8 protein-coding genes are annotated in these 12,785 nt (G+C 40.7%); all 8 read right to left on the minus strand.

Annotation, left to right across the window (positions count from 1 at the left end):
* Window positions 1-65: 65 nt before the first annotated feature.
* The 8 genes from HMPREF1532_RS07875 to HMPREF1532_RS07910 all read right to left on the minus strand — a co-directional run bounded on the left by HMPREF1532_RS07875 (window position 66) and on the right by HMPREF1532_RS07910 (window position 12,726).
* Window positions 66-938, minus strand: coding sequence for a nucleotidyl transferase AbiEii/AbiGii toxin family protein (locus tag HMPREF1532_RS07875; protein ID WP_005927354.1), 873 nt, complete (start codon window positions 936-938; stop codon window positions 66-68).
* Complete coding sequence (locus tag HMPREF1532_RS07880) at window positions 938-1,504, minus strand: type IV toxin-antitoxin system AbiEi family antitoxin domain-containing protein (protein WP_044097449.1); 567 nt, start codon at window positions 1,502-1,504, stop codon at window positions 938-940. Before HMPREF1532_RS07880 ends, HMPREF1532_RS07875 begins: the two co-directional genes overlap by 1 nt.
* 287 nt (window positions 1,505-1,791) lie before the next feature.
* Window positions 1,792-1,980 (minus strand): hypothetical protein, encoded by a 189-nt coding sequence (locus HMPREF1532_RS07885; protein ID WP_005927362.1) that lies wholly within the window; start codon window positions 1,978-1,980, stop codon window positions 1,792-1,794.
* Window positions 1,981-2,407: 427 nt separating this feature from the next.
* The gene (locus tag HMPREF1532_RS07890; RefSeq protein WP_005927368.1) at window positions 2,408-2,944 is read right to left on the minus strand and encodes a hypothetical protein; all 537 of its coding nucleotides are present in this window, start codon (window positions 2,942-2,944) and stop codon (window positions 2,408-2,410) included.
* Between the two features lie 3 nt (window positions 2,945-2,947).
* Entirely contained in the window at window positions 2,948-6,271 is a 3,324-nt protein-coding gene (locus HMPREF1532_RS07895) for a DUF6443 domain-containing protein (protein ID WP_005927371.1), read from the minus strand.
* 65 nt (window positions 6,272-6,336) lie between these two features.
* The gene (locus HMPREF1532_RS07900) at window positions 6,337-9,507 is read right to left on the minus strand and encodes a hypothetical protein (protein WP_044094271.1); all 3,171 of its coding nucleotides are present in this window, start codon (window positions 9,505-9,507) and stop codon (window positions 6,337-6,339) included.
* 28 nt (window positions 9,508-9,535) lie between these two features.
* Window positions 9,536-10,675: a hypothetical protein gene (locus tag HMPREF1532_RS07905; protein WP_005927384.1), complete on the minus strand. Its 1,140-nt coding sequence runs from the start codon at window positions 10,673-10,675 to the stop codon at window positions 9,536-9,538.
* A gap of 98 nt (window positions 10,676-10,773) precedes the next feature.
* On the minus strand, window positions 10,774-12,726 hold the full coding sequence (locus HMPREF1532_RS07910; RefSeq protein ID WP_005927387.1) for a sialate O-acetylesterase: 1,953 nt from the start codon (window positions 12,724-12,726) through the stop codon (window positions 10,774-10,776).
* Window positions 12,727-12,785: the final 59 nt, after the last annotated feature.

A 12,785-nucleotide genomic window follows, 5' to 3' on the forward strand; every position in this document is an offset into this window, starting at 1 on the left:
AACTTGTAGCTTTATCAATAGGGAACAGTGGTAGTAAATTGTATGATTTGTGAAGTCCTCAAAGCTTATTTCATGGATTCCCAGTATGGAAATAATCTTTCTCTTATCAGTGCACCAACGGTTGAAAAGTCCAATGTCTCTTGGTATTTAATTTTCTGCAAAAAGCCTTTCCAAAATATTTGACGGTCTTTTGCTCTGAAGAAATCTTCAGTGAACAGTGGATGACTCTCACGATAGTTTGTTTCTCGGTTAGAGAATGTAGACTTGATGGCTTCTGCCAGCACCTCATTATCTACTCGGTCTGTTACGAGGATGCGGTAAACATCAAAGAAATCTTTCATGCGACTGTTAGCCAACGAGAGGGCTATCATCGCATGAAACTTCTCAGCAACAACGGTCTCCAGAGAGTAAGCCATGATCTCTGCCTGTGGCACGGTATCTATCAGCGCAGGGAATGTCAACGCTTGTGGAGCTGGTGTAACCACATCACCAAAACCGATATCCATTGATATGCGTTGGCGAGCAGTATCAAGACGGGCAACGACTGAGACACGCACTCCATGGTATTCTTTGTTTACCGTTATATCTTCCGTCTCAACGGTGTCAGCATCGTAGCTGACACCGTCAACCACAGCGTCAACATTGCATATCTCTTTGATAATGCGCTTTATATTTTCATTATCATTGTTAATATGCGTTGCCATGAAGTCAATGTCCAAGGTAGGACGAGCTTCGAAACGGTCATGGGCATAGAGCAACGCACCACCTTTAAGGATCAAACGCTCACGGTAGTTGCTGACAGAAAGACGATAAAGCAACCGCTCCTGCATATATCGAGAAATCATCATCTGCGGATTGTAGTGTTCCGCTCTTGACAGGTTTAGCAGTCGTTCCCTAACCGACTTACCCGAGTTTGTTTTTGTGTGTGTCTTACTCATTATAGCATGAATTTTATCAGTTCATCAATTTTTTTTCCGACTCTCAGTTGATAGGCATATTCATAGAGCCGAGTGATGTCACGATCTTTGCGTGCCAGATAGTTTTTCAATATCTCAGAACTTACGTCCAACCCTATCTTGTTCCGATACTTGATAGCGTCACAAACAGATTTTTCCAAGTCGTAAACTTTTACTTTGAATCCATCTATATCTGCCTCTTCAACTCCAAGTTCATGGACATTTTTTGACATAAAACTAAGCTCAATAGGAGGAAAGTCCGGAAGAATAATCTTGCGACTACGTTCTACTGCAATATAGTAGGCTTGCGGAATTTGAGTTGTTAGTTCGTGATGCGACCATGCCGAGTATAGGCACAGCACACCACCAGGCACCAGTGTCTCGACATCAATCATCTGCTTGGACAATCCTTCGTTTAGGGCATAAACGCCACGGCGTACACGCACAATCCGCCCATTCCTCGTTCCGTCCAATAGTTCATTGTACAGCGAGGCTTTCTTGGCATCAGCAGATGATATGAAGCCACCATTCCGAGTTATATAATCCATTATGCTCATTGCTAATCTCTTTTACACACAAAAGTACTACAAATTATTCAATATGCAGTAGTTTTGTATAACCTATCTCACTTCTAAAGTACATTTCATTGAATTTTAGGATAATTTTTCAATATAAAGAGAAGATACAGTATTCCAAATCATCAAGTATAATTTACGGTACCAGCAACATACAAAGGACTTTTACAATTAAATACACCAAGCCCTAACAGTACTATTGTTAATATATTTATCTTCATTTCGTCTACCAATTTAAATAACTCACTTACTTATCAAGATCAGCTTTCAAATTGTTTCAATATTGATCCGATGTTCTTTTTATCCGATAAATCAGAATACCACCATTTACCGCACCGATAGCCATCCATATCGTTAGGATTATCATCTATTACTATCTGTATCAGCTGAATTGCTGTATCCCAGTCTTTATCACACTCATATTGCTTCAATTGTTCTCTCCAACACATAGCATTTGAACCTTTTTTAGTTTTTCGAATATTATATTATCCTACCTAAGTCAATAATAATTAGATTCCATTTCATCTTAAACAGAAGTTAGAACACAGAATTATAATCATCTATTCGAAAACTTCAATCAAACCAAAACACAGTCTTACAAAGGTCATTCTCTCTTATTGGATATTGAATATAAAAAAAGAAGAATACTAATACCTACATAGTATAAAAACCTTGAGCTATCTAATCTTACCGATTAAATACCCAAAAGCAAACTCTTTATCAATATAATCTACTTTGGAGGGTTCATCTATTTCATACTTATAACTGACTTAAGAATTCACAAGATCAGTGATAATAAAAAACAGAACAACCAACGAAATAAGTATTGCTACTATAAAAATAATCTTTTTCATATTTCTAAAATCAACAAATACATTAATTAGCAACACCATAGGGAATCGCAACCTTATAATAAGAAAATTTTTCATTTTCTAATTCAAGTGTCGGTGGACCGTCTAATCCCGTATAAACTCTGTTATAAAAGTCGCCCCGAATCAAAACCAAAAGAAAAAAATCCGGTTGTCTACCAAAAGACATAAGTTCTTTTACTTTTTTCTTGTCACTTTTTAACGGAATGCGATTATCTAAATAGGAGTATGAGTTTGACAATATATATTTATTATATAATTCGCTTGGTATATATATAGGTAATCTCAACTCTAATAAAAAAACATCCGCTCGTTTAAATAAAGTTTTTTCCTTTCCATTAAATGAATTAAACGCTTGATGTGACATCACAAAACAATATCCACTCTTTGTCAAAACAGATACCGGATCATCTATCTGTATTGTATCAACAACATAAAGACTTTTATATCCATCTTGATTAGCATAATCTGGATAATTTAAATCTACTGATTTACAAGACAATATAAAAAACAAACAGAATAAACAAATAACATTTCGGATCATAAATTACCTCCTTCTTATTTTTCCCCATTTACTAACAGAATAATATGAACTACCTATAGAATATGAAAAATTGAAAACACTTAAGTGCCCTTCACCAGCTACACCTCTTCCTTCAGAATTGCTCTTTCCTCTGATAGGATAAGTTATCATATCTTTGAGTCCCACTGTATTTAAATCTAATGAACGATAAGGATCTGTAGATGATGACGTCATCAATCCAAAAGAGCTATGAGTGAGTCCCAAAGTATGACCCACTTCATGTGCACCTGTATTTTCATCCTGCCGCGAATATTTTACTCCAATATGATTACCATTGACAGTCACACCATTTTTATTGGAATCTTTAAAACTTGATACAACTTCATAGATATTAGCAATTCCAGATTTATCTGCCCGGAAAGCCTCCGTAACAACACTACTTCTTTGAGCTACATTCATTGATTCATCGGTTGGCACCTCAATTACTGATAATGAGAAATCCAATGTATAATCACCTTCTTTTGTTTTATAGATATAGTTACCACTTTGTTTATTCCAAAAGTCAACAGCTTGTTGAGCAGAACCAAAATCTTGGGTTGATGCATAATACATTGCGGTCACAATCATTCTATTATTCTCTTTATCTATAGTCAACCTATAATCTCTTCCGTCAGGATCAATCGCATTTACCGGATTATTATTACAATATGCATACGGACTTACCGAATAATAGTCTTCACATAGCGGATCCATTTGATTAAAACGATTCATGATGGCATACATTGTACGGGCACCAAAGAAATACTCATCCAAGTTATTCGTACCCATGAATTCTTTGCCACCCAATGCAAAAGGAACATCTGTATAAGGTTTTCTATATATAATGCCGGAAGGATGATAACTGGGATAACCGAATGTTATGGGACCATTAGCATGACCCGGTTCCCAATAGCCTCGGAAAGAACCGACATGATCTTTCATGGAATAAAAGATTGAATAGCCGACACGGTTCACGAATCTTATAAATCCTTCAGGAGTAGCAATGCGATATAGTCTTCCCGAATAATAATAATCCTCACTCCAATCATTATGCTCTGTGATATAAGGATCCGTATTGTTCACAATGCTATCTAAAGGAGTAGAAGTTCTTATAGGAAAAGAACCATAAGAATCACGTACCTTACGACCATCAGCCATATAAGAATAAGTGAGGAGATTACCGTCATTAAAAGCTACTGCTTCGGGAAGATTAATTATATTATATTTAATAAACCCTATTTTATTATCCAGATTCTTCACCAAGTTACCATTACTGTCATAGAAATATTCAATATCTTTATTCGCTGCATCTTGATAGCGAAGCACATAATAATCGTGGCCACGACTCTCATCAGTCACTTTCTTAATCTGATTACCATGATACTGAATCGTCATTTCGTTTAAGTAATCAGGGTAAGGGTCATAATAAGAACGCTCGATTGTGAGCACGTTACCCATTTTATCATAAGTGAATTTTTCGGGAGTTTCAATAAAACGGCCATCCGGTCGATATTGTTTAGTGGATACCAGACGATTCAGACCATCGTAAGTAAAATGGGAAGTCAAATTATTATCTGCTGTGTTGGACAAACAGGGGATATTGCCATTATATAGAGGAGTAACTCCTTGAGGGAGATTCTCGTTATAATAGATTTTCTGCGACATACGCGGCTCATTAATCTCGGTAGGCCAACCACGAACATTATATTTATAAGTAGAAGTGGCTGTTTCATTATGTAACAGTTTCTTTTCCAAGCGTCCCACTTCGTCATACTCATATTTGGCTACGAGAACTTTGGCATCGTTATCATAAGTCTGGTATAGCTTAGACAAACGCCCTGCATGATCATACTCATATTCATATGTCAGGATATGGTCAACATCATCCACAGAAGCAGGAGGTGTGTCCCGGTAAATACTCGTATGCTCTTTACGGACAGAAACAGGCTGGCCGGTAAAATCATAGTTAGTAAAAGTGTAATTTCTAAAACCGAAAGCAGAATTCATCGTGGACTGTACTTCACGCCCGCGCTGGTCGTAATAATAAGCAATGCAGTCTCTTTTGGAAGGATCGTTCAAAAGAGCTACAACTTGGCCGGTAAGTTTATCACGTGAAGTAAGAGAGGAAGCGGAGAAAGAAGAGTAATACCCTGGACGATTGAGAAAGCCAATGAATTCATTGAATATAGTAGTATATTCATAGTTATCATAATAATTAATGATTAATGGGGTACATAAATAACTTATTCTAGGAACCGAAGTATACCCATAATTTTCTGAACCATATGACGTGCCTCTAAAATAAATTCTGAGATCCAGATTTTTACATATACGTATCCAATCAGCGTGTGTTTTGTTGCGAGTCATAAAGGCCCATATCACTTGCCGCCCTAAACGGTCATACTGAAAAGATTGCCATCTCCCAGCCTCCCGGTCATTACCATCCTGTTTCAGCACCAAATAGTTACACCTATCATACACATAATAAATAGGCTCACACCCCGGAAGTTTTTTCTTGATACACCGGTCTCGCTCATCGTAATAATAGAGATACCCGTATAATTGGACCTCTTCAACCTGACTACACATGAAAGTGCTATATCCTCCCAACGCATCAGCAGCAAGAGGTGGCAGGACTACCCGTTTTCTTCCATGATCATCATAAACAATATAAGTATCGTGCGGAATTCCGTTTGCCTTCTGCCGGGTAAGAATCAGTTTCCCTTCATGATCGGTAAACTGATCGGTCACATTGCCGTCTTCGTCTGTTGTCCGCAGGATAGACACTTCATTTGCATCATAAGATTTCACTTCAACCTTTATATCCTCTCCAACATCTTTTGCAGACAGGCAGTAGCAATGATCATCACCCGTTTTCGTATTATATAAGTAAGTGTACTTCACAGATTTCCCATTCTCCCGCCATGTTTGTCCGGGGCCATAGCTTTCGCGAATGCGGTTTAGCTCCGAATGTTCATAGACCGTATAACTTTCCGGATTGGAATCATTATAGAAATTGGTATTCCCCACAGGCCGGGGAAGCGATTCGGACACTTTGCGGAACGCACCGTCATATCCGACAAATGTTTGTAGATCGTTACCTTGAGGGGAAGCCCCTATCTCTCTAATTTCATCATTTAATCCGAAAGAATTATAATAAGTTATCGTCTCCCTAAAACTACTACCATCGTCTTTGGTCATTAGTCGGGTCCGCACATAATGACGATTCTTATCTTGCCCTTTCAAAAGAGAAGGAAAAAATGAGAAAAGGCAAACAAAAACAAAGATAGAATAAAGTGTATATTTCATGCTGTTTTCATTTTTTAATTAGTTACAATCGTTCTCTTGCTTTCTATAGAAAATAGAAACAGATATTAATGAGTAGGGAAATTATAATCAAAAGCAGTTATCGTCTTCTTAACATTATTCTCCCAAATGTATGATTCGACAAGACGGCCAAAACTATCATAGGTAAAATAGGTAGTTATTCCGTCCGGACCTTTAATAGAAGTGACCCCGATCAAAGGTCGATAAGTATAGAAGTATCCCCGATAACCGGGCATTTCCTGAAGCATTTTCATATACGTCGCAGCAGTAGTTGTGTATGCTCCCTGCTTTTCCATATCCGTAATCCACGTACCATCGGATTGTGTTTTCTTAATTATTTCATCAAGCGTCATTCCTTCCATTTTAAATACCGGATGTTGGTTATAGTATGACCATAGATAGCTGGTAGTAGAACCATCAGAAGTGACAGAACTAATGTTGCCATAAGGAGTATAGGTGTAAGAAAGGCGATCTTCAAAGTTAGAAAGTACCGGATTCCACGTTTGTACCTTTTGAACAGCCAAACCGGAATAAACGTTTCGCAGAGTAGTGGTATCCGCTCCGCATATGCGTTTATATGCTATCAAGTTATTCAGTGCATGCAATTGCAACAAGAAATCTTGTCCCAAATCTTCCGTTATGCTATCTTTCGCCTCTTCCGGATAAATGAAATGTTCGATCGTTTCAGAACTACCAGTAGTAGTACGTATCCGTATAGGATTCAAGTGCCTTGTTGCAAACCACACGGTTGTCTCCACTGGACTATCAAACAGGTCTCCTGAATTTTGTGGACAATAAATATAATCACGTGTCTGTGTTCTTTTATTGCCATCGTCCGCAAAAGTGGTAATACGTTCTCGTTTCAAACGGGAAGCTCCGGCCGTTATAGCCCAGGTAAAGTCTTGATATATCTCTTGAGGATAAGCACCGTATTCTTCCAAATTGCAAGCACGCGTTTTATAAGGACGACCGATAATGACCTCCGGACCATTAAACTTCATAGGATCTCTATAATAATTATACTCGTACTCACGGCGCTCAAGCAGGGTATTGCCTTCATATATCTCTTTCTTTATCAGTTGCCCATACTTTAAAGCCTCTAAGCCGTCATCCGGATCAAAAGGCTTAGTGATATCCTGACGAACTTGAGTACGGGGATCAAAAGGATCATTAGGAATTCCGCCAGCGAGTTCCCAATATGGAGCACTAAAAAAATAATCCGTACGGTTCTCTTCGACACCTGCATTATCAATAACCTGTTCTCTTACGTATGGATAAATAACAGAGCTGCCATTGCTAAAAGTGATATTGGAAACTGGATTCGCCCCCCAGGTCCGTAAACGGCAAAGCTTTGTATTACCACTTGCAGGAATTATAGTCAACCGCTCCATCTGTGTACAGTAATCCCGCTCTGTCAAAGCATGTTTAGGCACTCCAAGATCCTTTTTATACTTACCATCCGACCCTTCCGGTTTAGCAAGAGCATAAGAGAACACGCGTGTCCTTGAAAAGCCACTATGCATATCCTTTTCCCTTATTCGTTGTACACGCAAGCCTCCGGCAAGATAGGTACCCTTCGCATAGTTTGCATCTCCACTGAACATCTTTCCATAACGGTTGGCTTCGTAGGTAAAATTGGTATGTACACCCTCCGGTGAAAAAATATCAGTCAGAATTCCAACCTGCATACAGGCTTCATTACAGTTACGGGCGCTGTCACCAAAATTAAAATAATACTGGTCATTACAATAATAGCGCCCATACGGAATAGGAAGGCGGTTCCTGACATTTTCCCCGTTATAATATCCCCAGTGATCCATTGCATAACTGGCTTCTGACTGGACATTATAAGGCATTTTATATTGAAATGAATAAACCTGTCTCTCTAAAGGAGTTCTACCGGAAGTGACAACTATCGAATCTAATTTAGTAAGACTCGTTTTTTCGTTATAGCGGGTTATATAAAATTGAACCTTTCGAATAATTTCCCCACTCTTGGATTTAACAGTAATAGTACTCAAATTCATATCACCGCCCTGTACAAAAGAAATAGAACCATCGTCAAATTGAATCGAATTTAATTTGCGTTCTTGTACGGAAGTTGCAAAATAAGGGCTGGGAACCAGATATTCCTCAAAATTAGAATATGAACCGGCAACTCGCGCTTCGCCATTTTCAATACGATAATAATATGTGGTGGCACCTTGCTTGGATATCAACCTGTAGTTACCCGGAGATGCAGAATATGCTCTAGAAGCATTTAAAGAATCCTCGCGGCGCAGAAATGTATTCTCTTTGACAGAAAAACAATCAAAATCAAGTGTATCAGGTGCTTGTCCACTATTCCGGAAAGTTCCCGAATACTCTTCCAAAGCTACATAATCGGTAGAATAAGACGATATGATCGGTGCGGATTGGAAATCAGTGTATGTAAAAGAGATATTTGCTCTGGTTTTGTTAGATACAATTCTCCGACACAACCAACGAGTATTATAATTTCCGGTCTTTTCCGTATAGCCGTCCGTTTCACTACCAAATTCATATCTGAGCCCATTATCATCCGTTATATGAAGTTCATTAGGCCCAAGTATTTCCCAACCGACCACATGTATAGGAACATAAGGACGAGTGCAACAAGCACTGACACGGGTAACCGGTTTAAACCCGGAAGTTTCTACACCCAAATAGAATGTGCCGCTCTGCTTTGCCAGTTTATAATAAAAACGATCGGGTTCGCTATCGATAATCTTCTTTTCAACCTGCTTTAAGAAACGAGTCTTTTTATCCGGATCGCTCTGTTCTCTTTCATTAAAATACTTGGCAGTAAGATATCCTCCATATTTCTCCTCATCCGGAATACCTCTGATCTCACGCATAATGGAGGGTTCCGCATTCAAGGTCCAGTTGGTTCCTACCCAACCGCTCAACTGACGGAGTTTAATGCCGGCGGAGTGATAAGACAAGGTTATAGGAAGTTCCATATCCCCCACTTTTATTGTATAAATAGGAATCGTTATGTCAGCCAATCCCGTACTATGATTCACCGGATAGCAAACGTATTTCTGAACTGCAGCAGCCTCCGGAGAAACCGGAACAATCTGGGGTTGGGAAATGGTAATAGGCATCTCTCCGTTCTGTGCATAAAGAGTGCAGCTGTATCCAAAGTTAACGGACAAAAGAAGTGCCAACAGTTTATAAAGGTTTCGTCGATTTTTCATAATAGTGTATTCTAAAAGTAGTTCATGTTCAAATTTTCTCACCATAGGTTTTACCATTGACAACCAAACGTAGTATATAATGCCTAAAGAGAGAAGGATCGATGGTGATAGATTCGCGATATTGCCCCGGACGCATTTCCCTCTTTGGAAAGACGGACAAAAGCTCTCCCTGCACAGTGTATAAAGCGATCTCGACTTCACAAGGAGCAGTCAGTAAATATTCTACAACCAGATGAGCATCCTCCTGATAAAAATTACATTTACCAAAACCATCTCCCAAAGGGAAAGAGCCGTTACGGGACTGTTCCTCTTTTTTCTGTTTCTGCACGGACCTTTCTTCACGTGTCTGTTGATTGTCCGCATCTTCATTCAGAGTATAATATTGCTCGGACGGTGAATAATAAAATGCCGTTCGAAAATGAGATTCATGAGTACCACGACGAATCAATGTGTTCTCCACTGTTTCCAGAATAGGATAACGATAACCCGGAGTATACCAAGAGTAGGTATCCGTTTGCGTGATAAGGGTATCCGCATGGATACGGGACAAAATGCTATCCGGATGGAATTTACATAACCATCCGGCAGAGTCATCTACCGCACGGTATACACCGTGAAAATCCAGGTCCTGAACAAACCGGCGCTGCGTATGTACACGCAACACATCCGGTACCGTATCTCCCTCTATCACGAGAATACCTTCCGCATCTGCCGTAACGGTAGTCTTACCTGACAACTCCATACCATACGCGTGCTGATACTCACCGATATAGCCGAACAGACTTTCGAAACGGTCATTCAGTTTCATAGGATACACAGCCAGAAGTTCCGGAAAAACGGCTTTCTGGTAAGTCGATCTATTTTCTACGCCGACTTTCCATAAAGAATCTCCCTGTATGCGGTATTTATACATGGTACAGTGTTCCGTACCGGTTAAGAGAGAATCACTGCCGGTATAAACCAGTTCATATTGTTCCTTCACCGGAGTCAGTTGCTCTATTTGCCAAACTTGCTCCAGACCCGGCTCACCGGGTGAGAAGTAATTGATCTCCTGCTTACAGATTTCATCGCCTACCCGGGGAAGCGTAGCCGATTTATGCAAAATAGTTTGTGCGCTCGCATGCAGACAACAGATGCCTAACAAAGCGATAAATAATTTTTTTCTCATAATATAGTAAGTTAACATCGTCGTATATCGGTTAACATCGTTTGATAAAAGAACCTGCCTGAAAAATCAACGCAATCAGACAGGTTCTTTCTTTACGTCTACTTGTCTGTGCGGAAAGGGCCTACCGGTACTCCGGACGGGCTATACAGATTCCCATTCGGACAGTCGGCCCAGTTGTAACGTGCCGCAATGGGAATTTCCACTTGAGGAGATTCCAGCACGACACTTTTACCATTTTGCTGCAACGTTGCTTTAGCCGGATAGAATACTCCGTCGGGACCAGCCAATACAAATCCTTTTACTTCTCCTGCATTAGCTTGTACAGGTGAATCGAATGCCAAAGCAAGTGTACGGTCATAAACCTTATATCCTGTACAAACCGGCATGTGATAAGTACCTTTCCGGTAAGTATCGGCTAATGACAAAGCCGCCAGCCGCTTACCGACATCCTGTTTGTTCTTCGGATGAATATCATACGGATCGCCTAAATCGACGGCTGTTATCATCCCTGTATTGGCTATATGCAAAGCCTCGGCCTGTGCCTCGCGAAGAACTGCCCACCGGGAATCCGGCTGTACTTCCTGCGGAGTCATATAACCGGCCAATTGTACAAAGTAGAAAGGCAAATCAATTTTCCACTGTTTCCGCCAGTCGGCAATCAATGCCCGGAACAAAGGAGCATATTGCTCGGCTCTACTGGCATTTTCTTCTCCCTGATACCAGATGACACCCTTAACAGGGAAAGCAGTTAACGGACTGACCATGGCATTGTACAACCCGGAGGGATAATGAGAACTCTCGGGAGAAACCGGTTTCGCAGGAATATCGGTAACCGACATACCTATCCAGTAAATCCACTTTCCGGCCAGTGAGATCCGTTCGCCACCAACTTCTGCATATAAATCTTCGGGAGCGCCATTGATTCCTCCTTCACCTCCATAATCGGTCACACGTATGGTCAGAACACCCTTTCCGGCTTTTACCTCGTTGGCAGGAATCATATAAGACCGGGGAGTCGCGTGCCCCTGTCCCCTTGCTATTTCTTGTCCGTTATAGTAAGTAATATCTTCGTCGTCAATCTTTCCCAAAGACAGCCTGACCTCTTTTCCTTGCCAAGCCGCAGGGATTTCTATTTCACGTTGAAACCAGACAACACCATCAAAACCATCCAGACCGTTCCGTTCCCAGAATCCCGGAAGTTGCATCGGTTGCCAACCGTCACCGGTTTGCAAGGAAGATATCCATAAAGGCTGTCCCTCTCCATAGCCGGCATCCCGGTTCATAAACTCTCTTTCCCATGCCTGCATCTCTTTTTGATAAGCTGCCATCAATCGTTCTTTATCAAAGCCGAGTGCCTCCATCTCAGTCAGTTTTTCCCGGAATTCCGCCACTTGCTTCAATGTACCCGCACTGGTCCATGACTCGGCAGGAGTTCCTCCCCAAGTACAGTCAATCACCCCGATGGGAACATTCAGATTCTTCCATAACTCACGGGCATAGAAATAAGCCACAGCAGAAAAGTCCGCAACAGTAACCGGACTGCATTCCTTCCAACTGCCACCGATGATCTCCACATCCGTAGCAGGAGTATATCCGATCCTCCTCTCGATCTGCAACAAACGGATGGAGGGATATTGTGCTTCTGCCGTCTCCTGTTCATAGTTCATCACTCCTCCCCACTGCGCTACCGGCATTTGCATATTCGACTGGCCAGAACAAAACCAGACTTCACCGGACATTACATTATCCAATATCAATTTTTCTCCATCGGAAAGAGTCAATGTATACGGGCCACCAGCCACAGGTGTCGGTATCTCCAACCGGAATGAACCGTCGGCCTGGGATTTGACAGTGTATTTTTGCTTATTCCAACTTGCTACAACCGTTACCGTACGCTGCGGCTTCGCTTTCCCTTCCAAAGTCAGCATACTATTTTGCTGTACTACCATATTGTCTGTGAAAAAAGCAGGCAAAGTAATCCTGGCAGATACAGGAGCTATCAGCATGAACAATGCCGCTCCTACAAAAAATGATTTCAAATGATCTTTCATTTCTTACTTTATTTAACGATGAGAACGATGTTATCTGACGGTGAATAACATCGTTCCCA

Source organism: Bacteroides salyersiae WAL 10018 = DSM 18765 = JCM 12988, from assembly GCF_000381365.1.
GTDB lineage: Bacteria > Bacteroidota > Bacteroidia > Bacteroidales > Bacteroidaceae > Bacteroides > Bacteroides salyersiae.

What these genes read in the sequence shown, in the direction of transcription:
- HMPREF1532_RS07900 (WP_044094271.1), bottom strand. Translation starts at nt 9,507, where the DNA reads ATGAAAAATCGACGAAACCTTTATAAACTGTTGGCACTTCTTTTGTCC.
- HMPREF1532_RS07910 (WP_005927387.1), bottom strand. Translation starts at nt 12,726, where the DNA reads ATGAAAGATCATTTGAAATCATTTTTTGTAGGAGCGGCATTGTTCATG.
- HMPREF1532_RS07875 (WP_005927354.1), bottom strand. Translation starts at nt 938, where the DNA reads ATGAGTAAGACACACACAAAAACAAACTCGGGTAAGTCGGTTAGGGAA.
- HMPREF1532_RS07905 (WP_005927384.1), bottom strand. Translation starts at nt 10,675, where the DNA reads ATGAGAAAAAAATTATTTATCGCTTTGTTAGGCATCTGTTGTCTGCAT.
- HMPREF1532_RS07885 (WP_005927362.1), bottom strand. Translation starts at nt 1,980, where the DNA reads ATGTGTTGGAGAGAACAATTGAAGCAATATGAGTGTGATAAAGACTGG.
- HMPREF1532_RS07895 (WP_005927371.1), bottom strand. Translation starts at nt 6,271, where the DNA reads ATGAAATATACACTTTATTCTATCTTTGTTTTTGTTTGCCTTTTCTCA.
- HMPREF1532_RS07880 (WP_044097449.1), bottom strand. Translation starts at nt 1,504, where the DNA reads ATGGATTATATAACTCGGAATGGTGGCTTCATATCATCTGCTGATGCC.
- HMPREF1532_RS07890 (WP_005927368.1), bottom strand. Translation starts at nt 2,944, where the DNA reads ATGATCCGAAATGTTATTTGTTTATTCTGTTTGTTTTTTATATTGTCT.